The 26104-nt window shown below is 44.1% G+C and carries 20 protein-coding genes; 6 read left to right on the top strand and 14 right to left on the bottom strand.

The annotated features are described in order from the left end of the window. Positions 1-134: 134 nt before the first annotated feature. Positions 135-1190 (bottom strand): iron-sulfur cluster carrier protein ApbC, encoded by a 1056-nt coding sequence (gene apbC, locus K6Y31_RS10640; RefSeq protein ID WP_233052759.1) that lies wholly within the window; start codon positions 1188-1190, stop codon positions 135-137. Positions 1191-1321: 131 nt separating this feature from the next. Between apbC and metG the strand changes: the two genes are divergently transcribed. Continuing rightward, a complete protein-coding gene (metG, locus tag K6Y31_RS10645) occupies positions 1322-3382 on the top strand; it encodes a methionine--tRNA ligase (RefSeq protein ID WP_233052760.1) in 2061 nt (686 codons plus the stop codon). A 60-nt stretch (positions 3383-3442) separates the two neighbouring features. Here metG and K6Y31_RS10650 read toward each other — a convergent pair whose 3' ends face one another. Next, on the bottom strand, positions 3443-3715 hold the full coding sequence (locus tag K6Y31_RS10650; RefSeq protein ID WP_232801286.1) for an acylphosphatase: 273 nt from the start codon (positions 3713-3715) through the stop codon (positions 3443-3445). Positions 3716-3853: 138 nt separating this feature from the next. Between K6Y31_RS10650 and K6Y31_RS10655 the strand changes: the two genes are divergently transcribed. Further along, positions 3854-5047 (top strand): class I SAM-dependent methyltransferase, encoded by a 1194-nt coding sequence (locus K6Y31_RS10655; RefSeq protein ID WP_233052761.1) that lies wholly within the window; start codon positions 3854-3856, stop codon positions 5045-5047. A 141-nt stretch (positions 5048-5188) separates the two neighbouring features. Then, positions 5189-5836 carry a CDP-alcohol phosphatidyltransferase family protein gene (locus K6Y31_RS10660; protein ID WP_233052762.1) on the top strand — a complete coding sequence of 216 codons (648 nt, stop codon included), beginning with the start codon at positions 5189-5191 and terminating at the stop codon, positions 5834-5836. 419 nt (positions 5837-6255) lie between these two features. Here K6Y31_RS10660 and K6Y31_RS10665 read toward each other — a convergent pair whose 3' ends face one another. Continuing rightward, on the bottom strand, positions 6256-9705 hold the full coding sequence (locus tag K6Y31_RS10665) for an acyl-[ACP]--phospholipid O-acyltransferase (RefSeq protein ID WP_233052763.1): 3450 nt from the start codon (positions 9703-9705) through the stop codon (positions 6256-6258). 245 nt (positions 9706-9950) lie between these two features. On the opposite strand from K6Y31_RS10665, the gene K6Y31_RS10670 reads away from it, so the two are divergent. Next, positions 9951-10685, top strand: a complete 735-nt coding sequence (locus tag K6Y31_RS10670) for a M48 family metallopeptidase (RefSeq protein WP_233052764.1) — start codon at positions 9951-9953, stop codon at positions 10683-10685. Between the two features lie 74 nt (positions 10686-10759). Here K6Y31_RS10670 and K6Y31_RS10675 read toward each other — a convergent pair whose 3' ends face one another. After that, entirely contained in the window at positions 10760-14923 is a 4164-nt protein-coding gene (locus tag K6Y31_RS10675; RefSeq protein ID WP_233052765.1) for a hypothetical protein, read from the bottom strand. Between the two features lie 436 nt (positions 14924-15359). Here K6Y31_RS10675 and K6Y31_RS10680 point away from each other — a divergent pair, with 436 nt between their 5' ends. Continuing rightward, complete coding sequence (locus tag K6Y31_RS10680) at positions 15360-15893, top strand: DUF6942 family protein (protein ID WP_233052766.1); 534 nt, start codon at positions 15360-15362, stop codon at positions 15891-15893. A gap of 6 nt (positions 15894-15899) precedes the next feature. On the opposite strand, the gene K6Y31_RS10685 is transcribed toward K6Y31_RS10680, so the two are convergent. The 8 genes from K6Y31_RS10685 to K6Y31_RS10720 all read right to left on the bottom strand — a co-directional run bounded on the left by K6Y31_RS10685 (position 15900) and on the right by K6Y31_RS10720 (position 21589). Then, the gene (locus K6Y31_RS10685; protein ID WP_233052767.1) at positions 15900-16172 is read right to left on the bottom strand and encodes a hypothetical protein; all 273 of its coding nucleotides are present in this window, start codon (positions 16170-16172) and stop codon (positions 15900-15902) included. 31 nt (positions 16173-16203) lie between these two features. Then, positions 16204-16407 carry a DUF3283 family protein gene (locus K6Y31_RS10690; RefSeq protein WP_233052768.1) on the bottom strand — a complete coding sequence of 68 codons (204 nt, stop codon included), beginning with the start codon at positions 16405-16407 and terminating at the stop codon, positions 16204-16206. Positions 16408-16472: 65 nt separating this feature from the next. Then, positions 16473-18020, bottom strand: a complete 1548-nt coding sequence (locus K6Y31_RS10695; protein WP_233052769.1) for an alpha-isopropylmalate synthase regulatory domain-containing protein — start codon at positions 18018-18020, stop codon at positions 16473-16475. A gap of 107 nt (positions 18021-18127) precedes the next feature. Beyond that, positions 18128-18742, bottom strand: a complete 615-nt coding sequence (gene leuD / locus K6Y31_RS10700; protein ID WP_233052770.1) for a 3-isopropylmalate dehydratase small subunit — start codon at positions 18740-18742, stop codon at positions 18128-18130. A 36-nt stretch (positions 18743-18778) separates the two neighbouring features. Further along, positions 18779-20182: a 3-isopropylmalate dehydratase large subunit gene (leuC, locus tag K6Y31_RS10705; protein WP_233052771.1), complete on the bottom strand. Its 1404-nt coding sequence runs from the start codon at positions 20180-20182 to the stop codon at positions 18779-18781. Positions 20183-20564: 382 nt separating this feature from the next. Beyond that, positions 20565-20864, bottom strand: a complete 300-nt coding sequence (locus K6Y31_RS10710; RefSeq protein WP_233052772.1) for an MliC family protein — start codon at positions 20862-20864, stop codon at positions 20565-20567. 3 nt (positions 20865-20867) lie between these two features. Beyond that, positions 20868-21425: a DUF1415 domain-containing protein gene (locus K6Y31_RS10715; protein WP_233052773.1), complete on the bottom strand. Its 558-nt coding sequence runs from the start codon at positions 21423-21425 to the stop codon at positions 20868-20870. Then, positions 21422-21589: a DUF3012 domain-containing protein gene (locus tag K6Y31_RS10720; RefSeq protein ID WP_233052774.1), complete on the bottom strand. Its 168-nt coding sequence runs from the start codon at positions 21587-21589 to the stop codon at positions 21422-21424. The genes K6Y31_RS10715 and K6Y31_RS10720 overlap by 4 nt, the downstream gene beginning before the upstream one ends. 225 nt (positions 21590-21814) lie before the next feature. Between K6Y31_RS10720 and K6Y31_RS10725 the strand changes: the two genes are divergently transcribed. Further along, a complete protein-coding gene (locus tag K6Y31_RS10725) occupies positions 21815-23032 on the top strand; it encodes a Bcr/CflA family multidrug efflux MFS transporter (RefSeq protein ID WP_233052775.1) in 1218 nt (405 codons plus the stop codon). A 35-nt stretch (positions 23033-23067) separates the two neighbouring features. On the opposite strand, the gene pssA is transcribed toward K6Y31_RS10725, so the two are convergent. After that, a complete protein-coding gene (gene pssA / locus K6Y31_RS10730; protein WP_233052776.1) occupies positions 23068-24432 on the bottom strand; it encodes a CDP-diacylglycerol--serine O-phosphatidyltransferase in 1365 nt (454 codons plus the stop codon). 173 nt (positions 24433-24605) lie between these two features. Then, entirely contained in the window at positions 24606-26018 is a 1413-nt protein-coding gene (locus K6Y31_RS10735; protein ID WP_233052777.1) for a phosphoglucomutase/phosphomannomutase family protein, read from the bottom strand. Positions 26019-26104 lie beyond the last annotated feature (86 nt).

A 26104-nucleotide genomic window follows, 5' to 3' on the forward strand; every position in this document is an offset into this window, starting at 1 on the left:
GGGAGTCGCTCATTATGTTCATTTTTTCGTTAAAAAGCATCGAAAGGGCTGACCATTGCTTCAGCTTTTTGCCTCAAACTGAACATAATGAGCGGCTCTGAATCCCGCATCTTGAGGTGTCTTGGGTATAGATATTAATTCACTGAAACAATTGGAATTGTCTGCACGCCTAACGGGCAATCTACGTATAGTTTAATAGCGACTTTCTCCGCTAATTCGAGATAAGCTTGGCTCAGTGGCGAATCAACGGATTTGGTCACCGTTGGCGTACCTGCGTCGGTATCTTCACGATATTGTCGGTGCAGCGGTAATTGCGCTAAACATTCGCTGTTATGGGCATCGGCAAGCTTAACGCCGCCGCCTTGATCGAAAATGGCTTCTTCATGGCCACATTGACTACACACATGCATACTCATGTTTTCGACTAATCCCACTACTGGCACGTTAACTTTTGCAAACATATTAATGCCTTTGGTCGCGTCAGCCAGTGCCACATTCTGCGGCGTAGTCACTATCAGTGCCGAGGTAACGGGCACTTGTTGCGCCATGGTCAGTTGAATATCGCCGGTCCCCGGTGGCATATCCACAACGAGATAATCGAGTTCACCCCACTGGGTTTCTCGCAAAATTTGCGCTAATGCTTTACTGGCCATCGGGCCGCGCCAAACGGTGGCATCGTTTTTATCCACCAAAAAACCGATGCTATTGGCAACCACGCCATGGGCTTTAATAGGCAACATCGTTTTGCCGTCATGACTTTCTGGGCGTGCATCAGACTGACCCAACATCAGTGGCATCGAAGGGCCATAAATATCGGCATCTAAAATACCCACCTTGGCCCCTTTAGCAGCGAGCGCCAACGCCAAATTCACCGACACCGTCGACTTACCGACACCGCCTTTTCCAGACGCAACCACCAGCACATTTTTAATACCCGCAATGGGGTTGGCAATATTTGACTGCAAGGTAGCTACCTGACTGGTGCAATGTAAGGTTATGCCAAGGGCGGCCAATTTTACCTGAGTTTTGGCTTGTAAGCTGTTAAACCATGCTGGCGCATAAAACGGCAATCGCAACGTTAATACGCCGTCGTGCAATTTAAAAGCACCTCGAGATTGCAAGGTTTGAATAAGATCGTTGCCACCCGAGGCAGCTAAAACCGCAATAGCTTTATCTAATTTACCGTTCATTTTGATCACTTCGCTGGAAATTTGCGCCAGTGTAGCAAAAATCCCGCTATTTTCATGTCATCACTGGGATTTATAGGCTCTATTAGGTAACATTCAGATCAGATTAATCACTGGAAGTTAGTACGGATATTATGGCGAATCAAGCACGCAAAATTTTAGTTACCTGCGCCTTGCCTTATGCAAACGGCTCAATTCATTTAGGTCACATGTTAGAGCACATCCAAGCCGATGTGTGGGTTCGTTACCAACGAATGCGTGACAACCAAGTTCACTTTATTTGTGCCGACGATGCCCATGGCACGCCAGTGATGCTAAAAGCGCAAGAGCTTGGAATTGAGCCTGAAGCCATGATTGCCCTAGTAAGTGAAGATCATCAACGTGACTTCGCCGGTTTTAACATCAGCTTTGACAACTATCACAGCACTCATAGTGAAGAAAACCGTGAACTATCTGGCTACATCTATGAGCAGCTTAAAGGCAAAGGCTACATTAGCAGCCGCACGATTTCTCAGTTATATGATCCCGAGAAAGAAATGTTTTTGCCAGAACGTTTTGTGCGCGGCATTTGCCCTAAATGTAAAGCGCCAGATCAATATGGCGATAACTGTGACTCTTGTGGCGCAACCTACGGCTCTACCGAGCTAATCGACCCCCGCTCGACCGTTTCTGGTGCCACCCCGGTGATGAAAGACACCGAGCACTTCTTCTTTGACTTACCACAGTTTACCGACATGCTAAAAGGCTGGGTACGCTCAGACGCGGTACAAGGGGAAGTAGCAAATAAATTAGAAGAATGGTTTGAAACCGGCTTAAAACAGTGGGATATCACCCGTGATGCGCCCTACTTTGGTTTTGAGATCCCCGGCGCTGCAGGCAAATTTTTCTACGTTTGGCTAGATGCACCTATCGGCTACATGGGCTCATTCAAGAATCTATGTGATCGTACTGATGGCCTTAACTTTGATGAGTATTGGAGCGCGAAAAGCGATGCAGAGCTTTACCACTTCATTGGTAAAGACATCGTTAACTTCCACTGCCTATTCTGGCCAGGCATGCTTGAGGGCGCAGGCTTTCGCAAACCAACCGCTGTTAACGTGCATGGTTATGTCACGGTTAATGGCGAGAAAATGTCTAAATCAAAAGGCACTTTCATTAATGCTGCAACCTATCTGAAGCACCTTGAGCCTGAATGCTTACGCTATTACTACACCGCCAAGCTTTCCAGTCGCGTGGATGATTTAGACTTAAACCTTGATGACTTTGTGCAACGTGTAAACTCAGATGTGGTCAACAAGCTAGTTAACTTAGCGTCACGTAATGCCGGCTTTGTCAGCAAGAAATTCGATGGCATGTTAGCCGCAGAGTTTGCTGAGCCTGAGTTATACAAGCAGTTTGCTGATAAAGCAGAAGTGATTGCTAACGCTTACGAAACGCGTGAGTTTAGTAAAGCTATTCGTGAAATTATGACCTTAGCCGATGTCGCTAACCGTTACGTTGATGAAAAAGCGCCGTGGGTATTAGCCAAGCAAGAAGGCGCAGAAGCGCAAGTGCAAGCTGTATGTTCAGTTGGCATTAACTTATTCCGCATTTTAATGGGTTATTTGAAACCGGTTATGCCTGAGCTTGCTGCACGCTCTGAAGGCTTTTTGAATGAAGTGTTAACTTGGGATGGTATTCAAACGCCCCTTACTGCGCATCAAATCAGCCCATTCAAGGCACTATTCCAACGTGTTGATCCTAAGCAGGTTGAAGCCATGATTGCCGAAGAAAGAGCCAGTTTTGAAGCGGCGAATGAAGCCAAAGCCGCGGCGGCTAAAAAAGCACAACAAGCTGCGCAGTCTGAACTAGACAAAGAGCCAATAGCAGAAGAAATCAGCTTTGATGATTTTGCTAAAGTCGACTTGCGTGTTGCGCGCATCGTTAAAGCTGAAAGTCTAAAAGAAGCGAAAAAACTGCTTAAACTTACCTTAGATTTAGGGGGTGAGACACGCCAAGTATTTGCCGGCATTAAATCCGCTTACGAGCCAGAGCAGTTAGAAGGCAAGCTGACGGTGATGGTGGCAAACTTAGCACCACGTAAAATGAAATTTGGTGTTTCTGAAGGCATGGTACTAGCAGCAGGCCCTGGCGGAGAAGAAATCTACATTCTTAGCCCAGATGACGGTGCTCAACCGGGCATGCGCATCATGTAAAAAATAAGGCTTAGTTACTTATACTAAACCAATAAAAGCCAGCGTATGATCGCTGGCTTTTTAACTTGAGGTAAAAGAAATAAGGTGTTTAACCGGAATTTCTTTGGCCACTAAATGCTCAACCATGGCGGTTTTAGGGCCATGCTCTAAAAATGCCAAAAAGTTTTTAATCGCTTCAGGCTCACCAAATGCTTCAATATCAACCTCACCAGATTCCAAATTCCGTACATGCCCAACAATGCCTAAACGCTCTGCTTCACGGACAGTAAAAAAACGAAAGCCAACCTCTTGCACCGTACCTGATACCACCACATGGACACCAATTTTAGACATATCACTCCTCCTGTTTTACTTAGTTTATGCAATTAAGGAACATTTTTCCTGCACCTTGGCCACAGTTTATTGCTCTTTTGCCTATTAAAAATGCCTGCCAAGTCGTAGAATTGGGCAAATTTTTTCAAGGCCCCAACTATGTCCCTTACTGTTACCCTTGCCAAAGGCAAAGAAAAATCGTTATTGCGCCGTCACCCATGGATTTTCTCTGGCGCGATTAAATCTACCCAAGGAAAAGCCCTGTCAGGTGAAACTGTAGACATAGTTGATGCCCATGGCAACTGGCTAGCAAAAGCAGCTTGGTCTGATAGCTCACAAATTCGCGCAAGGGTGTGGAGTTTTGATCAAAATGAGTCCATCGACTTAGCTTTTTTCACCAACAAAATCAAACAAGCACAAACATTACGCGATGATTTGATTGCCGAAAAAGGCCTCACTGGCTACCGCCTCATTGCGGGAGAAGCGGATGGTTTGCCCGGCATTACTATCGATCGCTATAACGCTGTCATGGTTTGCCAACTGCTGTCGGCCGGCGCTGAATTTCAAAAACCAGCAATAGTGGGTGCTTTGCAAGCGCTTTATCCAGACTGCGCCGTCTATGAGCGCTCAGACGTAGCGGTGAGAAAAAAAGAAGGCTTAGCCCTGACTCAAGGCTTACTCGCTGGCACTATGCCCGAAGGTGATATTATCATCAGCGAGAATAATGGCGTTAAAATCAAGGTGGATATTGTTAATGGTCATAAAACGGGTTTTTACTTAGATCAACGGGATAATCGCGCCATCGCAGCAAAATACGTCAAAGACAAAACCGTACTCAATTGCTTCTGTTACACCGGCACCTTTGGTGTTTATGCATTAAAAGGCGGTGCTAAACACGTGCAAAACGTCGATGTCTCCGATCTTGCGCTGGCTACCGCCAAAGAAAATGCCCAGCTTAATCAGCTGGATTTATCAAAAGCCGAATTTATTAATGAAGACGTATTTTCTCTGCTGCGTCGTTATCGTAATGAAGGTCGGACCTTCGATACCATTATTCTCGATCCGCCGAAGTTCGCCGAAAACAAATCACAAGTAGTTAAAGCGTGCCGGGGTTACAAAGACATTAATATGATCGCCATGCAACTGCTCAACGCAGGGGGTACATTACTGACGTTTTCGTGCTCTGGCTTGATCTCGGGTGAACTGTTTCAAAAGGTAGTGGCAGATGCTGCAGTGGACGCAGGAAAAGATGCCTACATTATAGAGCGAATGTCACAAGCAGGCGACCATCCCGTCAAAACGAATTATCCTGAAGGCTTTTATTTAAAAGGCCTAGTCGTTAAAGTTTACTAGCTTGCTTAACAGTCAACACTACCTCGTGGGAGTGTTGACTGTTACCAACTTGAAGATTATAGCAACAGCACAAGGCATCATCACCAAATCGTGCTTAAACGGACAACATGGCTATCCACTTAACAAAGGATGATTAGTTTAATGCTAGATAAATATGCGCTAAAGCTCGTTAACCCCATCACTAAGTGGAGCGCTAGCCAGCTGGATAAAGCAGGATTAAGCGCGAATCAAGTCTCTTTAATCGGATTTATACTCGGCTTAATTGCGGTTCCCTTACTAGCATTTCAGTATTACCTAATCGCTTTGTTTTTTATCGCCTTAAACCGTATTGCCGACGGCTTAGATGGCGCACTGGCAAGGCGTCACGGCGCAACCAGTGCAGGCGCTTTCTTAGACATCAGCTGCGATTTTATCTTTTACTCAGCAGTTGTGTTGGGGTTTGCTCTTGCCAGCCCAAGCGAAAACAGTATTGCAGCGACAACGCTGATCCTCAGTTTTATGGCCACTGGGGCAACGTTTTTAGGCTTTGCCATTTTTGCGCAAAAACATCAGTTAGCTAATATTACATACCCCAATAAAGGCTTTTATTACATCGGTGGCATCACTGAAGGCACTGAGACTATTTTACTGTTTGTAGTTTGCTGCTTACTGCCACAGCATTTCGCTGCTATTGCCTATAGTTTCGCCGCTCTTTGCTTTATCACCGCAGCTATTCGTCTCTATAGCGGTTTTGATACGTTACAGAAACTCGAGCACGCTATTGCGATTAAAAAACCGCCCACTTCCTAGCTGCTCAACCATTTATTTCGCAGGCTTCGTTAGCTAGCTCACAGTTGTGATGAGAAAAACGGTGACAGTTAACGCTTTATCCAACATAAAATTGATTTCAATCCATGTCGGATTTAATCTTTGTGTTATGCGCCCACGCGAATAATAAGAAAAAGAGTGGAGCTCGTTAGTTTGGTTAATGCACTGTTGTTAGTCAGTCAAGAGTTAAAGCGCCATCTACACCGCAAATTGCAACGTTCATTTTATTGGTACCTTACGCCAATAAAATAGCGTTGCATTTTTTTATCCCGCGTTTTCTTTCAATTAGCTGTCAACATCATAGGTTGATTGGGGATAAACAACTGTGCAAAATTGTAAAAAGCCCACAGTGTAAACACCATGGGCTTTATTAACTCAATCTTTGAAGCACTCCCGGAGGATTAGTTTGCCATTGCTAAGGCCTTAGCTTGGCTAAAGTCGGTTTTTCCTGAGCCCAGTTTTGGCACTTGTTCAACCGCAATCCAACTGGATGGGATCATCAGCGGGTTGATACCCGCCTCTAGCATCGCCTTTCGAACCTGATCAGTAGCGAGTTCACCTTCATACAGTAAGACAATTTTCTCGCCCTTTTTCTCATCACTCAATGCGACTGCAACAATTTGCTGATCGGGCGCCAAATGGACAGCAACGGCTTGCTCAAGGGCGCCTAAGCTCACCATTTCACCGCCTAGTTTCGCAAAACGTGAATACCTGTCGATGATGGTTAAGAAGCCATCTTTGTCGATTTGCCCTTTATCTCCCGTCACATACCAGCGAGCACCATCGATTTCTTTGATAACCTCAGCGGTTTTATCCGGATTGTTAAGATAGCCTTGCATCACTTGTGCACCGCCTATCAAAATCATTCCGGCCTCCCCGGTCGGCAACTCGGTATAATCGTTCGGGTCAACCACTTTAAAACTGGTACCCGGTAACGGCATGCCAACAGTGCCAACTTTGCCACCTATTTGCACTTGCCACCACTGGGTATCCAATTGATCCGGTAAGTTCACACTGGCCACAGGGGTTGTTTCGGTAGTGCCGTAACCTTCTAAAATAGGGCGATTAAACTTAAGCTCAAAACTTTGCCTAACCTCAGGGTTAAGGCGCTCTGCGCCCGCCACCACTAAGCGTAATGAACTAAACATTAACGGATGAAGCTTCTTACTCTTACTGTAGATACGCAAGAATGTAGAAGTGCCACACATAATAGTCGCATTATGTTTCGCCACGGCCTTTCCGATGCCAAGGGCATCCGTTGGGTCGCTATGACACACCATCGGCAAGCCTTCAACCAACGGCATAAATTGTGTCACCGTCAAACCAAAGGCATGGAATAACGGCAATGACGCCATTACCACATCGCTTTCTTGGGTGTTAAGCACATCTGAAATCTGTTTAAGATTCGCCATAATGTTCTTATGGCTCAGCATCACGCCTTTGGGTGTGCCTTCACTGCCACTTGAAAACAATATGGCCGCCGTCGCATCAGATTTGACACTTTTACAATACAGCAACCGCAGCAACCAAGCCGGGAACAAACGCACAGACAATAAGGTCAACGCTTTTTCACGAACACTGATCCCTTGATTAAGCTCTTCAAGGTAAATCACATCTTTGCCTTCCAGCACAGGGGCTAAATCAATGCCACGTTTTTCCAGCTGCTTCAAAAAACGTTTCGCAGTGTAAACCGTGCTTACGCTTGCTTGAGCAAGGCCCGCCATTAACGCGTCACTACTGGCGGTGTAGTTTAAGTTAACTAAGGTTTTACCGCGCAATAAGGCCGCCATATTTGCCAGCACGCCACCGACACTGGTAGGCATTAAAATACCCACGTTTTGACCAACAATTTGTTTCTTCATTCGCCGCGACATACAAATGGCCCCGGTTAACGCTTTGTATGCCGACACATCACCACTGATGCTGTCGGTTAATGAAGTATTATTTTTGACTCGTTTCACGCTACTGACCCAAGCGCTAGCAATGCTGGGTAAGGTTTCAACGTGGCTTTGCCAAGAATGCACCGATAAATCAAACACGCGACGTTTAAGCACATCAACCGGCGTGTCTTTGCCTAATGCCGGACCAAACGCCACAATTAAATCACGCGACATACCTTGGGCACTGGTGCGCTTTAATCGCTCAGACGAACGGCTGAATTGACTGCCCCAAAGACCACGCAAATAAAATGGCACAATTTTTATTTCAGTTTCACAAGCTTCACAGGCTTTTTCGTAACCGCGTCTAAACTCGGCTAAGTGGCCAGTACGACTAATGGTTCCTTCTGGGAATAAAGCCACCGCTTCACCGGCATCAAGGAGTTCAGCAATAATTTTTAACGATTTAACACTTGATGCGCCTGATTCAATGGGCACACACCCGACTAAATCGAAAAACCATTTTAAATACCAGCGCTGGTAAATCGCTTTAAGCATCACAAAACGAATCGGACGTGGACAGGCAATTTGCAAAATGGCCCAATCGATCCAACTAATGTGATTACCAAGCAGTAATACCCCACCTTCACCTGGAATATTTTTAATGCCCTGAACGGATATTTCATAACGCCGAGATAACACCCAGCGCACTAAGATTCGTAGTAAACTTTGTGGCAATTTAAAAATAGTATATGCGCCGCCAATAACGGCGACGACCGCAGTAAAACCAAGTAAAAACTTACTGTCTAAACCATAAACTGCGGCGCCTGCAGTGATCAGCAAAAAGCTCGCCATTGCCACATTTTGTACCCAGTTATTCACCGCTAATACGCGGCCCATTTCATGCTCACCGGCATGGAACTGAATCAAGGCATTCAGTGGCACAATAAAAATCCCCCCCATGGTGCCTACCACAAGGAAACATAGCGCTTGGGTTAAAGAAGAGTCCATGTAAGGCAAGGCCCACAGCGCCAGAGAAATACCCACCGCACCTATCGGGACTAATCCAGTTTCAATATGAGACTTAGACCAACGACCAGCCAGCCATGAGCCCAGTGCAATACCAACCCCAGTCGTCGCAATGGTGCCCTGGATCACTAAGGTATTGGTCACGTCAAAATACGCTTTGGCATAGGCGGGAAATGCAGCAAGCAACATTTGACCTATCGCCCAAAACATCGCCAGACCAATAATAGATAAGCGGATCACCATGCGATCTTGCAACGGGCTTAAACTTTGTCGCATCAAGCGACCACTGCGATAAGCAGACCAATCGAAATCGCGTGTTTGGTCGTCAGATTCTAACTGTGGTAGGCGATAAACCATCACTAGTTCAATCAAGGCATTGGCGATTAAAATCCAACCTAATGGCGCAATGAGTAATAAAATAGCTTCAGGTGTGGTCGCGTCAGGCTGGTAAAAGATTTCAAATAACAGCGAATACACCAAAGTACCCGCTAAAATAGCGACAATAGATACCGCCTGCACGATACCGTTAGCCTGCGCTAATCGCTCTTTACCAAACAAGGGTTTGATATAGCCGAATTTGGCTGGAGAATACAGTGCTGATTGCACCGCTAGTAAGAATGTCATGGCAAACGCAGGCCAGAATAAGCCAAGATAATAGCAAACCGTGATGCCAATGGTTAAAGCGACTGCAGCCCAAGCAGCCCCGCGCATCACCTTATTTTTAGGGTGGCGGTCTGATAGAAAGCCCGCGGGCGAAAGTAATAGAATAAAGGGAAGCAAAATCAGTGCATTAACAATGGCTGTTAGAATAATTTGCTGTTGGCCATCGTAAACCTTAAACACCGTATTTTGAATGATGATCTTATGCCCTAAATCGACAAATGAATTCAAAAAAACAGCAAACAAATACGGCAAGGCGCCAGTATATTGCCAAAGCTTTTTCATAGTGTTCCCTTAATTAAATACCTAGCCATAACATGATACATGGCTAGGTTAATCAGTTAGTTTAATAATGTGGCAAATTCTACATTAAAGTGAGGAGTTTTTGACAGATAAGATTAAACCAATGGTAATGCTTCAGTTTTTTATCATTAAATTGAAAGGTATATAAAGTTATTATCATATGAAATATTGCGCAGGTGTTACATCGCTGTTAATGTTGGCTAAATTTTTAAGATGAGTGAAACATCATGCGTAAATTCTTTACTTATTCATTATTAAGCTTAGCCATTAGCTCAGCACCAGCCCTTGCCTTCGAATTAAATACTGGCCTAATTGATGCCGCCAAAGATGCAGGTAAAGCAGTCACCTTATCTGATGAAGAAATTGTGGCGATGGGACGTGACTCTGCCACCGCCTATGATGAACAAAACAAAGTATCGCCAGCTAGCTCACAATACAGCAAACGCTTAGCCAAGTTGACAAAAAAGCACTTAAAAGAAGACGGCTTAAACCTAAACTTTAAAGTGTATGAAGATGAGAATGTAAATGCCTTCGCCCTCCCCGATGGCAGTATCCGTGTTTACTCTGGTTTGATGGACATGATGACTGATGAAGAGCTGATTGGTGTGATCGGTCATGAAATTGGCCACGTTAAATTGCAGCATACCAAGACTCAATTTCAAAAAGCTTATGCCGCCAGTGCCGCGCGTAAAGGCGTAGCCTCTCAAGGTGGTATGGCTGGTAAGCTCGCCAAATCACAACTGGTCGATTTAGCCGATGAAGTGATGAAAGCGCAATTTTCTCAATCGGATGAGTTAGGCTCGGATGATTACTCATTTAAGTTCATGAAAAAACATGGCTACAAACGCGAAGCATTGATCAGCAGCTTTAAAAAACTTGCCAGCCTTGGCGACGTGGACAGTATTACTTCAAGTCACCCAGCACCGTCTAAGCGTGCGAAGCGTTTAGAAAAACAACTTTAGTTTTAACGCAAAAGACTGCAATCTAAGCGTTTGCCGGCCATTTATGGCCGGCTTTTTCTTATCTATTGGCTATGCTATTTTTCTGACTTATCACTGGGAATAGTACTATTTTCTTGATTGACTATTGCTGACAGCATCGGCGCGGTTGCCAACCAAGCGCCGCCTTGGGTATAACTCACAAACCACCACTTGCCCCATTTTATCAATTGGGTGGCTATCCATAGTGACCATAGCAACATCATCACACGATAAACCCAAAGTGGTAAACTATAAACCTGCACTGAAGGTAACGCGCCGGATGTGACATGGTCTTGAAAGAAGTTAAATAAATACGAACTACTACCATTACCCACCACTTGCATATCGGGAGTTGCTAATAATCCAACAGGAATAACCAACAGCAAAGAGATTAGACAAATCAAGGTCAGAAGCAAAAGCCCTACTTGTAGCATGTTAAACTGCCAATGCGCCAGCTTGTTAGGCGTTATAAACTGGTTGCGATAAGCCATCGCGAAAAAAAACAGTGCAAATATCACGACGCCATAACTGCTCACGGTTGAAAAGCCCAGTCCGACTAAAATCCAAGCCATGGTATTCACCGGTAATGTTAAACGCAATTTTCTCGCGAGCAAAGGCAAGGCTAATCCCCCTAATACCACTACACATAACATGCCCCAGTACAACATAGATGCCCCTAACGAAGGGCCGTTGAGAAAGAGTAACCAACGATCCCGGGGCAACTCAAACTCAATATCGATATTAGAGACCTTGCCCGGTAGTTGAATTTCCGCGCTGGTTTCCGCCCATGTTAACGCACGTGGTAATTGAAACTTAAGCTCAATGTCCTGCTCACCGGGATGCAATGGCACGACCACACTCGAAGCACTATTGATACTCAGGCCCTGACCATCATGCATTAAAGCCGTAATGTTAGCGTCATTAGCAAGATCTATCTGGTAATCTATTCCTTGGCTGGCGCGAACATTAAGCTTAAGGGTCACCGTCTGACTATTCTTACCTGCCACTTGCGACAAGGTGGCTTTTTCTGTGGTAAATACGCTACCGGCAATACCTGCCGGGCGCTGCACTTGAATGTCTAATTGCTCACCCGCCCAAGGTTTCCATTGTGGTTGCAATTGAGCGGCTGCGCCATCAGGCTTCACCGCTGCGATGCCACTGAAGCTAACATGCCAAATCGAGGACGGGATAACACGCCAACGCTCGGAATATGCGCTGCTTTTAGCAGCCTGCAAGCTAATTGATGGCGTTATTGGTAAAGCAGAATGCCAAACATAATTGCGTTGGCCTTTAGGGATTTGTATGGTGACTGAGCCATCATCATTCACACGATGGCCTGATGAAAGCACTTGCTCACCCGGTAATAAAGCGACGGTAAACGTAGCCGATTCCCCCAACGGAGATATCTTTTCAACGTGGGTTTCTACTTGCCACTGATTGCCTAAACTAATTTGTCGGTGAACAATGGCGTATGATTTCACTGGCAATGGCGCCAAAGTATCATTGTTTTCAACCGCCATGGCCTGCTTAGACACTAACCCGATATTGTTTTTCAGCACCACGCCATCACGTATACCATCAACCAACCAATCCGGTGTGTAAGTGGTAAAATTATGAATAGCTAAAGGTAAACTGATTGCCATCTCATCATTTATAATCGGCCCTTGCAGTGAGACCTGATGCTGACCCTTAGCGACATAAATAAGCTGGCGACCTTGATATTTACGCAATACCGCCTCTTGATTATCAAGCGTGATTGTTTCAGCTTGCCATGTATTGCCAGCTGTTGGCAGCGCAATAGCCACACGCTCACTGGCAATGACAGTGAACGATAAGCGTAATTGCCCATCACTTATCTGCAAATGCCCTTGGTCTAAAGACACACAGTGAGGCAAGCAATCTGGCGCAGCCAACAACCTAGCCTCATATTCCGTCAGTAAATACTCTGGCGGAAATTCTTGTGCTTGGCTTGGCTGACTTATGAGCCCACCAGAGAGGCCTAACACGATAACCAATGCAACCGAAGCCATTGAACTTGTTGGCTTAGTCATATCGTTAGGCTTGTTTACGTGTTCATCGGCTAATGATTTAAATCGGGCAACGTTAACTAATTTAGTCACGACCACTAGCGCCATGGCGCTAAGCAATAATACGTTCAGCACCCGCCATAGCGCCGTCATCCAAGGAGAGGAGTAAATCACATCAATTTTCTGTGCAGCCGTCACCATCCCCGTGGCTTGAATATCAAAACGGTTCCACCGCCAAGTCGGCACTCCTGGCCCCGTTTGCACGCGGTCATTTTCGCCTACTTGATAGAGCGATCTCACCTTAACTCCATCATTACTTGTTTGCTGTTCGTGACGTTGCAACTTATCGACTTCACGGCTGATTGCTTGCTGTTCTACCGCCATCGGGCTAGCACTTTTTTGTTGTAGCTCTTGTAATGGCTCTATTTCATCAAAGTGCGCAACGCCAACAGACTCATGTTCGAGCAAAGCACTTGTGGAATAAGAACCCGTGCCAGAATGCTCTAAACTGGGATACAGCGCCAAACGCAGTGATGACACACTAAATACAATAACGCTAAGGGCCAAAATGAAAACAGGTATTAAGGCTACTCGCGACACCCACACTTTATATTTTCCTATCGGCAGTGAAATTAAGCCAATCAACAACAGCAATATTGCCCACCATGCATTAGGCGCTTTATCTTCATGAAAACTCAATATTAACGTCAACGCCATCAAGATTGCTCCTTTCACACCCAATAACTTGTTTGCTACTGCAATCAGGATCATCAGCCAGAATATGTCCCATAAATTCCATTGCTGGATCCAAGTGCCCTCAACCCCGTCAACACCACTGGCGTGGAGTGCGCGCCAACCCGGAGGTAAATGAATACTGGCTCTAAAATCCGTCACGTCACTTTGCCAGCCAACCGCATTAAAATGGTGAACATCTTTAATGGAACTAACTGCTTCAAGGTTGATCTGTGGGCTGCGCACTTCGACCCCTTGCTGCCCATCAAGATCGGTGATTAGTACCGCCTGACCATTGACTAAGGCTCGCCCAGCTTGCATCTCACTATCGGCATTAAGCCGCCAGCCTTGATTCATTTCACCGCGCACTAAATCTTTGACCACTGCACTTTGACCATTAAAGGCGAGCCAAATTTCACGACTTATATTAATGGTGTTGTTGTGCTGCAGATTCACCATCGAGTCTTTACTAGTGATCTGTAATGTTTGATTTGGTTGCAATCGGTAAGTCGGCAAATTTTTCCACTGCGAAGGAATATCCACTAAGGATGTATCAACACTTGTTGCCCCCGTCAGCGAGACTTCGCGCCAACGAGGATCGCTGGTAAAACTAACATATTCATTGTCAGGCCAAACCGTGGATTGCTTATTGGTTTGAAACGCCGTGATATTACCAACCACACGGCTATGCAAGGTAATGTCATGAATACCAGGTTTAACTTGTACCCTTAGCATGCCATTTTCTTCTAATCGCGCTGGTAAACTTGATGCTAATTGAAGGGTGTTAATGTTATCCCATGACACTTGTCCGATTTCAACTTCACGTGGCTTACCACTGACGAACAGTTTTATCTGAGTGGTTAACCGCATTGGCACATCATCTGTTAACATCCGGTACACCTCTACGCGCAAAGTATCTTTGGCATTTTCAGTCACCGCTGGCTTTTGTGCGAAAATCAGCTGGTTGTTGATGATGCTGGTTGGCACTTTCTGGCCATTTTCTACCACACTGATCAAGGCTAAGTCATCTGGTAGCTCAACACCGGAGGGCAAGCGCGACCAGAAATATTGACCTTTGATCAGGTGACGACCTTGCTTTAACTGTATATAAGGCTTGCCCTTTTTATCAATCACCACAGCAGGTTGCTGATCGACCGTTACTTGGCTCGGCCAATGAGATTGATTACCGGGCAAGCGTACCTCTCCGACACGAGAAAACACTTCAATTGTCATTTCAAATCGCATTCCCTTGCCCGTTAACTCAGCTTTAAATTGCGCGGGCCAGTTACATACGCGTTGTCTATTTACTGACATCAACCACGGACAGTCGAGGTCAGGATGCCTTTGTTGCACCCATTGCTGCCAGCTAGGCATAAGGGCTGAACCATTGGCAGCCTGAGCAAGGTTAAATAAACAACTGCACAAGGTGATAAAAACAAGCAACAAGCGAATTAATCGCATCTCAAAAATCCTTTAAATTGAAGATGTAAATGAGTAGAAAATAAGCGTAATCGTATTTAACAGATCGAACCTTACTTAGGGTTACCTTTTTAGCATAAATAAGAAGTATTCATCATGAACGCTGAGTTGATCACAAGATAAAATCACATTCTCACATTGAAATTCATTTCGCGAAGCAACCTTACGCAGTTAAAAAGGATTTTATCGTGCTAACTAACCTCTGTTTTGCTTAAGCTTATTACGAGCGGATAAAGTATGTTTTTACTGCAAAATTTCGTTTTCAATTTAGGCCTTGTTTGGGTCTATTTATCGCGTTTTTGCAGGCAAAATATACTATTTTGCTTATCCATAACTCGGGTTAACCATCTAAGTTGATTGAATCTGGTTAGCTACTGCTTCATCATTAACTTGCTGTAGTAAGGGTTATGGAGGAAAAATGAGCGACGTTGGCTTGGGCTGCACCGATTTTAGTTTTGCAGTTTATATTGAGAACAAGCCTGTCATGGTGGCGTATCGAGAGTTGGATCACGTCAAACCAATGAGCACTGGTGAAATACAACATATTGGCTTGGAGTGTGGCAATGGATGGCGCAAGGTGTTCAATGTCTATGCCAAGCTTTTATACGCCCTTGACGCTGATCAGTTTAAATTTTCTTGCGCCGCTCCATCGTGGCAGGCATATCGAGAGCAGTATTTACTGCAACGAGGCAGTGCTACCGCATTGTTATTTAGCCCGCCAACATTAAGTAAAGACAGCGCTGTGTTGCACATTATTTGTGGCAAAACCTACGCCAAGGAATTACTCAAATCAGGTAAAATGGAGGCCAATTTAGTGTGGCTGGATGAACAATTTGCCATTGATATGCAAAACAAACTCATTGTCTGCCCTTACTTTGACTATAGGCAACTGTCTAATCGTAAAATTGAACACTTGGCCTGCTTATTAAGTCAGCTGGTACAAAACAAGTAAGGATCGCTACTCCACTTTTAGCTGCGCGCCGCAAAATGGGCAAAAGTTAACTAAAATCATGCTGTGGTAAATGATCTCACCAACGGCTTCTGCTTCGCCCATTGCCACTTCTTCTTCATCGGCATAGTGAATACCGTGCAGTTGCCATGCGTCTACTGGCTCATCTTGGCTGACGCTGCAATGTACTAAGCGATCAAACTTAGGGTAAGCATTTTGTTGGCATTGATGCTCTGCGTCATATTCGCAGTCTGTCATTTCGCCCAATTCAATTAAATTCATAGATCCTCAAGGGGTTATATTTGGGGTTTTATTAAATTAATGTTTTATATAGGTCAACAGCTTGCAGGTAGCTGTTTAATTGTTCAGGGTCGTTCATTTTAGCTTTTTGTTGCTCCAGATAAAATTCCGGCTCTTGACCGTTTCTCACCTTCCAAACATCGTATGCAGCTTGTTTATCCAACTCTATCGCTTGTTTTTCGTCGGCAGGTAGCAGTGCCAAATTATAGGTAGTCATCGCATTTCCAAATAAAAAATCGCCCGTAGGCGATTTTAACGAAAGTCGTGGTGGCTCACCAGTACTTAAACGTCTGAGGTTTGTTTACTGTGCAACTTAATATTTATCATTCGTAACGTTGCGCCAATCCCCGCCAAGACTTGGTTGGTGTTAACCCCACGGGTGCGTAATATCTTGCCTTCGTCTTGCCAAGTGACAATACACTCGGTTAAGGCGCTGGTTTGTCCGCCTGGTGGAATACGCAATTCGTAATCTAACAATTCAGGAAAATCAAATTGCTCTTGTTCATTTAACACTTGCTTCATGGCACTGATGAAGGCGTCAAAACCACCATTACCACTGCCTGCTGATTTACGAATGCTGCCATTAACCGATACCCGAATGCTAACAACAGACTCTAGGTCCATCCCAGAGGTAATCGAACAATTAAGCAACTGAACGTGGTTATAATCTTTACGCTCGAGCAAATCTGCCACTAAAAACGGTAAGTCTTCTGGTGTAATGCTGGCCTTTTGATCGCCTAGTTTAACAATGCGTTTGAGCAGCATTTTTTGCTGCTCTTCACTGAGTTCAATGTCCATCGCTTCTAGGTTTTTCGCCAGCGACGCTTTGCCACTCATTTTACCCAGCGCATAGCTGCGCTCACGGTTAAAGCGCTCCGGGGTTAAGGCTGACATGTATAGGCCGCCCTTCTTATCCCCGTCGGCGTGAATGCCACTGGTCTGGGTAAATACATCAGCGCCAACAATCGGTGTGTTATCTGCAATGCGTTTACCGGAAAAGTTTTCCACTAACTGACTAATATGATGGATCTGACCTTCATCAATGCCCACTTCTAAGCCCAGTTTATCTTTTAATACAACCGCTACTTCAGCCAGAGAAGCATTACCGGCACGCTCACCTAAACAATTAACAGTACAATGAATAGAGCTGATACCCGCTTTAACCGCAAACATAGCATTAGCAGTAGCTAAGCCATAATCATTGTGTGGGTGAAAATCAAACTTGGTGTCGGGGAAGCGAGTTAGCATATCTGACAAGCTATCGAATACCTCATCTGGCGACATCACGCCTAAGGTATCAGGCAGCATAAAGTGTTCAATGCCACTATCAACTAGCTTTGTCACCATGTCATAAACATACTGCGGGCTATCTTTATAACCGTTAGACCAATCTTCGAGATAAATATTCACCCGTAAGCCTTGGCTTAAGGCATAGTCAACGGTTTGCTTTATATCGGCAACATGCTGATCAAGGGATTTCTTAAGTTGCTCACTGCAATGTTTCAAACTGCCTTTGGCTAACAAATTGAGCACTTGACCACCAGTATCGGTGATCCAATCTACGCTCAAGGTGTGATCCACAAAACCCAATACTTCAATGCGATCAACTAAACCTTCAGTTTTAGCCCATTCATTTAGCTTTTTAACCGCTTCTTTTTCACCGTCAGATACGCGAGCAGAAGCGACTTCAAGACGGTCAATCTTCAGCTTTTGTAACAGCGCTTTAGCAATACTGACTTTTTCAGTCGGAGGAAAGGAGACAGATTGGGTTTGCTCACCATCACGAAGGGTGGTGTCCATTAAGAGTACACGGCGGTTTGATTGTCCCATGCGGCACGGTCCTTGTTTCACGTAAAAGATTACACCTAACGTTGGGTGTAAAAAAGGCGCAGCGAATGCCGCGCCCTTAATCAACTATGGTTGCATAAGCGCGTAACTTATTTCCACAACCAAGGCAGTTGTTGTTTATGCTTTTCTTCGAAAGCTGTAATTTTATCTTCATGCTTAAGTGACCAAGCAATGTCGTCTAGGCCTTCTAGCAGACTTTGCTTGCGAAACGGATCAACTTCTATATTGATCACAATGCCACCCGGCGTAGTCAGCTTTTCTTCTTCTAAATCAACAGTGAACTCAACACCTTCATTGCCACTGATTTCAGCCATTAAGGCATCTAATTCAGCTGGCGTTACCTTGATTGGAATGATGCCGTTTTTGAAGCAGTTACTGAAAAAGATATCTGCAAAGCTAGTTGAGATAACCGTGTTAAAACCGTAATCTTCAATTGCCCAAGGCGCATGCTCACGAGATGAACCACAACCGAAGTTGTCACCAGCGACTAAAATTTTAGCGCCTTTAAAAGCAGGCTTGTTCAGTTCAAAATCTGGATTTGGCGTAATGCCGTCATCCAAATAACGCCAATCGTGAAACAAGTGGATACCAAATCCAGTACGCTCAACCTTTTTCAGGAATTGCTTTGGAATGATTTGGTCTGTATCTACGTTACTGCGATCCATTAATGCCGCAATACTAGTGTGTTTTTTATATGGTTGCATTTATAACTCCAAACAACTTAGTGAGGCGATTAAGGATTAAGCCCAATCACGAATATCAACAAACGTACCCGCTACAGAAGCAGCTGCGGCCATGGCCGGTGAAAGTAGGTGTGTGCGACCTCCTTTACCTTGGCGACCTTCAAAGTTACGGTTTGATGTAGACGCACTGCGTTGTCCTGGTGCTAATTGGTCACCATTCATCGCTAAACACATTGAACAGCTTGGCTCACGCCATTCCCAACCAGCTTCAACAAAAATTTTGTCTAGGCCTTCGGCTTCCGCTTGATTCTTCACTAAGTAAGAGCCTGGTACCGCGATGGCTTGAATGCCTGGCGCCACTTTTTTACCTTTTAACAACTCAGCAGCGGCGCGGAAATCTTCAATACGACCGTTGGTACAAGAGCCGATAAAGATGATGTCTAATTTTACATCTGTTAACGATTGGCCTGCTTCTAAGCCCATGTATTTAAGCGCTGATTCAGCGGCTTGTTTTTTGATTTTGTCATCAAAGTCATCTGGGCCAGGAATTGGCGCATTAACATTAATTACTTGTTCAGGTGACGTACCCCAGGTCACTTGTGGTGCAATTTCAGCAGCATCAAGTTCAACCACAGCATCAAATGTTGCGCCTTCGTCAGAAACTAGAGATTTCCAGTAGGTAACAGCCGCATCCCAATCATCACCTTTAGGCGCAAACTCTTTGCCTTCAAGGTAATCAAATGTCGTTTGATCTGGCGCGATCAAGCCTGCACGAGCACCACCTTCAATCGCCATGTTACAAAGGGTCATGCGCCCTTCCATGGTTAGGTTACGAACCGCTTCACCAGCAAACTCGATAACATAACCAGTACCACCAGCTGTGCCTATTTTGCCGATTACCGCCAGTGCTATATCTTTAGCGGTTGCAAATTTGGTTAGCTTGCCATCCACTTTGACTTGCATGGTTTTAGATTTCTTCTGTTGCAGCGTTTGTGTCGCCATAACGTGTTCTACTTCAGAAGTACCAATACCAAATGCCAATGCACCGAAGGCACCGTGGGTCGCAGTATGACTATCGCCACAACATGCCACCATCCCTGGATGAACAAAGCCATGCTCAGGAACAACAATATGGATTACGCCGTTATTTGGGCTTTCCATATCGTAAAGGTTCAAACCGTGCTCATCACAGTTAGCAGCCATGGTTTCGATTTGCTTTTTCGCAATCGGATCCACAAGCGTAGCACGGCCAGCTTTTGTTGTTGGCACACAGTGATCCATGGTAGCAAGTACACTATGTGGGTTACGGATTTTACGATTTTTCAGCTTCATGCCTTCAAAGGCTTGTGGGCTGGTTACTTCGTGCATGAGTTGTCTGTCAACGTACAACAGAGGCGTACCGCCTTCTGGCTCGTGAACTAAATGACTATCCCATATCTTTTCATACATCGTTCTATTCATTGCTTCCCTTACCACTCTTCACTTTGCGTTACCACGCAAATCAACCGTTGATAATAGTATTAAAATCTTACCCATCATTTCGGTGGATCAGCTGAAAATCGCAATATTAAATGATCGCTAGAATTGGCTCAAGCTAGAAATAATAAATTAAGCCAATTTTGCAGTTTAAAATGCTAACTCAAGCGCGAGCCAGCAAACAAAATAAGAACATACAACTGGTTTTTTGTATAAAACTGGAACATTAAACCTTAAAAACACTTATGTTCAGAAACATAAACTATAAATATGAAAGTCGTTTTGTTTGAATATTTATTAATTTTTTTGGTATTTTTATGCACTTTACTGCATGCATATGCTTAGTTCGCACTCTCTAACATCACGTTTAGCCTTGCTTGATGCATTGTTTGTGCAAATTTTGTCCCTCGCCGAGCATGGCCTCATTTTGATGAGCCCAAAACATATGCTCGTCACTGACGTATTTTTCGCCAGAGCCAGCAGGCACCGATGCCAAGGTTTTGTTAGCACCATTGAAGTGCAAAGTTGCAGTTTTGTCTGAATTGATATCAATATAAAACTCCACCTTATCCTGGCAGACATACTTGTCACCTGCTGGCGCTTTAGAACAAGCTGAAAGTGCTGCTACTGCTAAAACGCCGGTAACTGCCAGCATGATACTTTTCATCGTTTAATCCTTATATAAATATGAAAAAAGGTGTTTCTTTTCGGTGTCTGTTAATGCGCTAACACGCGCAATATTACGTTCAGGGATCTGATCATGCTCCGGATAGCTATCCAATGCTCGATTCATGCTCTCTTCCCTGATCAGGTGAAATATAGGGTAAGGGGCGCGATTGGTTAAATTCTCATCATCATCAGGGGCAGTACCTGCAAACTGATAATCGGGATGAAAACTGGCAATCTGATAAACCCCATACCAGTCTTGCTCGGCTAATAAGGCATCAGCCCAATCAAGTGCATCATTAAAATCCATAAAATCTGCAAACAGATTTGGGGTGGCAAATAATACGGTATCTAACACCTTAGCGTCAGTGCTATCAAGCAATCCAAATGCGTGCGCTAAATCATCTAAAAATTGTTCAGGACTCTTGGCATCACTCAATAGTACTTGAATTTGCTTATTTCGGTGCGGCTTGTTGGCAAAAGGGCATAGATTTAAACCTATGACCACTTGCTCTAACCAGGTCCAAATGGCCTGCTCAAACTCTGCTTGCTTAATGATCATTTAAATACACAGTGCTTGGCGTAGTCGGTGGCTTCATTTGCGCTTATGTCACCGGCTGATTTCTCTTTAATTTGCTGGCACCATTGCTCTGAGCCAACTTCAGGTGAGCATGCAGCAAGGAACAGCATAAAAATACTAGCAAAAAATATGTTAATCAATCTCATCAAGGCGCTCTCAATTTGTTCTAAGTTATTTCACAAATATTACTACAAATGCCATAAAGGCTTAATAGTGAGCGTAAAATTAGTACCAAATATAATTCCATCACCAATGGTTAAGCCCTATAGCAATCATAATGTAATTTCATCTTGGTTATGTAATAGTTTGATGGACTTCACAACAATTATCTAATACCTTATTTAACCCACTATTTTATTTGGCAATTACCCATGAATCCAACTAAGCCAAGCCTGTTACTGCTTATTATCCTAGGATCTTTGTCTGGACTGACCCCTCTTGCAGTTGATATGTATCTCCCAGCGATCCCAAGCATAACCCAAGCATTAGACACCAGAATCAGTTTGGTACAGCTAACATTAAGTGTATTTTTGGTTGGTTTTGCGATTGGCCAAATGATATACGGTCCCCTCTCCGACAGCTTGGGTCGTAAAAAAGTACTGCTATCTGGCTTATTCATTTTTGTCGTCAGTAATGCCTTGGTGTATTTTGCGCAAGACATTACCACACTGATGATATTACGGTTTATTCAAGCCATTGGTGGCGGTGCCGGTGCGGTTATTGTCAGCGCTTTATTGCGCGATATGTTTGCTAAGGATGCTTTTTCTAAAGTGATGTCGTTTGTGATCTTAATCATGACGATAGCCCCGCTAGTGGCCCCTTTACTGGGAGGCCAAATTCTGCTCATTGCTGACTGGCGCGCGATTTTCTATTTACTGTCAACCGCAGGCTTACTCACTGCAATAGCGGTTATGGTATATATTCCAGAAACCTTGCCTAAGGAAAACCGGATCCCATTACGACTTGGCAGTGTGGCACGTAATTACATAAAAGTACTCAAGCATCGCAGAGTATTAGGTTTTATCCTAACCAGTGGCTTTTCTTTTTCGGGTATGTTTATTTTTTTAACGACTTCTCCCTATGTTTATATTGAGTTTCTTGGCATTCCCACTGAACAATACGGTTACTACTTTGGTTTGAATATTGTATTTATGATGATTTTGACTTGGTCAAACGGCCGCTTTGTTGAAAGTAAAGGTTATGTATTCATGTTGCAACTTGGCTTAAGCCTGCTAGGTTTTGCCGCATTAATGATGTTATTCATTATGCTATTTAATGTGGATAGTCGCTTGTTCATCGTTGCTGCGGTGGTGAGCTTTGTTGGCGTCATGTCTTTAATAGGCTCAAATGGTATGGCTGGAATCTTAAACGAGTTCAGTGACATGGCAGGAACAGCAACCGCCCTAACGGGTACCCTTAGATTTGGTATGGGCGCAGTGGCCGGTGCCATTGTCAGCCTGTTTCATAGTAATAATGCCGATTCGATGGCAGGAGGAATGTTTGTCTGCGCAGTGCTCTCTATTACAAGTTACCTGTGGTTAGTTAAGCCCAGTAACGACAAAAATGTTCCTGTGACTGACGCAGCCTAAGTTAGCTAATACCTTAGCTTAGGCCGTAAGCGCATTTAAAGAATGCGCTTAACCATATTATCAGCACGAAATACCCGCATTCTGCTCAGCAGCCTTTGCACCTGCTGAGGATAATCTTCTAAGGTTTCTATTTGTTTATAATGGTTAATTCTGGTGGTGTTAGCTAAAATTAGCGCCAACTCTTTTTCTTGCATATCGGCTAAAGCACCGCTTTTATCTTGCAGTAACAGACCATTTTCCAAATCTAGCCGCCATGCCCTAGGGTTAAGATTATTACCTGTCAGCAACATGGTTTGGCTGTCTGAATAAATCCCCTTGAGATGAAAACTGTTGGTTTCATGGCGCCATAAATGAATATTAAGACTGCCTTGATCAATGTATTTGTTATGTCGTTTGGCAAATTTACGCAGATTAACTTCATATAAATATGGCAAGCCGGCAATGGTTTTAAACGGCTCTGATGGCGGAATATAAAAGTCATTGGCGGTTTTGTCGCCAACCACTAATGTGATACTCACCCCACGTCTTAACATAGCGGCAATATCACGCGACAACGCCGCAGGAAAATTAAAATAAGGCGTAAATAAAATTAATTCACGTCGAGTGCTATGAAAAATATGGCGGATCATTTGGTTTAATTTATTACCGCGAGCGCCAAAACCTGCTAATGGTGCAATACCAATGCAATCCGGCTCGGGTTTCTTCGGTAATACATGTCCAGAATATTGATATTGCGCCCTTTTCAAATGGCGGCGTAGCTGCTTATGTTGCCCTTTCATCTCAGTTAAAGTGGGGATCGGCGCAATATTTAACGGTACGACCGCATAGTCACCCTTGATGAGATTGTCGATATAGTTAACAAAACTATCTGCCAATTCATTGTGCTTAATAAGACAATAACGATCGTAGCGGTAACGGTCTTTCTTATTCAAATAGATGTTATTTAAGCTGGCGCCGCTATAAAGTACTTGGTCGTCAAACACAAATCCTTTTAAATGCAACACACCAAATAGCTCACGGCTTTTAACTGGGATGCCGTAAATATTAAAGTCACTGTGATAGGTTTGCGCAAATTTCTGATAAAAAGTTGCATTGGTTGAGTCCGCAGCTTGGCCAATGAGACCACGTTGAGCACGATGATAATCAACAAGCACCACCACTTCTAATGCTGGATTATTTTGTTTCGCTTGATTCAGTGCGTGCCAAATTTCCTGTCCTGCTTCATCATCTTCCAGATATAAAGCAGTCAAATAAATACGATGCTTGGCATTAGCGATCGAAGCGAGAATGCACTTCCTGAACTCAGCAGCCTGATACAAAAACTGTATATCACTGATGTAACTGATCAGAAAGGGTTGCTCAGCAATAAACGTTAAACTTCGATTGATTCTGTCCATCATGCCCAAAATTCTTATACTCTATGTTGTAAAAGCGCCAATATTATACCAAGTTATTTACAAATCATCTGTTTAACTGTTCGCCATTATCGCAAATTACCAAAACAAATATGACTTTTTAGGCCGTTTTGGTTAAAAAAAAAGCCCCTTACGGAGCTTTTTGACAATGTTAACGATTAAACATTTAAAAATGCTTTTACTTGCGCAACCACAGCTTCTGCCGTTGGCTGGTCTTCCATTTCAGCAAAGATACGCAGTAAAGGCTCAGTACCAGAGAAACGTGCGATCACCCAACCACCATTTTTGAAGTATACTTTCGCGCCGTCTTCATAACTTACTTTTTCGATTTCGTAAGCAAACTCTGGCAGCTCTTTGTCTTCATAAATACGCTTGTATAGCGCTTCTTTAGCCGAAGGTTTGAACGTACAATCACCTTCCGCAGTGTAAGCGTAGCCGTACTTAGCGTAAATCTCTTGCAGCAACTCACCTAGTTTTTTACCTGTTACACAGATCATTTCAACTAATAGGCTAGAAGCAAATACGCCATCTTTACCTTTGATATGGCCGCGAATAGTCAGGCCGCCCGAGCTTTCACCGCCGATAAGGGAATCGTCAGCTTCCATTTGTGAGCTAATGTGTTTAAAGCCCACTGGTACTTCGAAGCTTTTCTCACCGTGGTCCGCTGCAATTTTGTCCAGTAGATGTGTGGTTGCGATATTACGAACCACAGAGCCTTTAAGGCCTTTGTATTCAAGTAAGTAGTAATACAACAGCAACAGCACTTCATTTGGATGAATAAAGTTACCTTTCTCATCAATGATACCTAAACGGTCAGCATCGCCATCAGTACCAATACCAATGTCGTAACCTTCATGAGCAACAAGGTGCTTTAGACGATATAACGTGGCAGCACTTGGGCTTGGCATTAAGCCACCGAAACCTGGGTTTTCACCATCGTTGATCACGTCAACTTCACAACGAGCTGAAATCAATACCGTTTGCAGTGCATTTTTTGCTACACCGAACATAGGGTCAATCAAAACTTTTAGGTTCGCTTTTTTGATTGATTCAACGTCTAAGTAATTCAAAATTGAGTCAACAAACTCATTCATTGGATTAATAACCAATACTTTGCCGTCAGCAATCGCGACTTCCATATCCAATGATTTCACATCGACTAAGGTTAAGTTGTCAATTTGCGCTTCAATTTTTTGGGTGATCACTTCATCTGCATCGCGACCGCCTTCAATGAACACTTTAATACCGTTGTAATCGGCTGGGTTATGGGATGCAGTAATACAGGCTGAATATTGACAACCCATGTCACGACACTTAAACATCACGATCGGAGTCGGTACATATTTATCGATGAAACTAACGGTAATACCGTTACCAGCAAGCACTTCCGTTAGCCAAGTCGCCGCTTTTTTCGAGATAAAACGACGGTCAAAACCAACGACAAAACCATTACCCGCTGCATTTTCTGTATTAATAATATTAGATAGTGCTTGGCCAACTAAACGTACATTGTCTTTAGTGAACTCTTCACCAATAAATGCACGCCAGCCGCCTGTTCCAAATTTAATCATTACTTTCCCTACACTCTAAAAAATAAAAACAAAAAAGGGGCGCTGCATTACTGCCCGCCCCTTAAAAATCACATTATGATTGAGGC

It is taken from the genome of Motilimonas cestriensis, assembly GCF_021295315.1.
Classification (GTDB): domain Bacteria; phylum Pseudomonadota; class Gammaproteobacteria; order Enterobacterales; family CBDFNC01; genus Motilimonas; species Motilimonas cestriensis.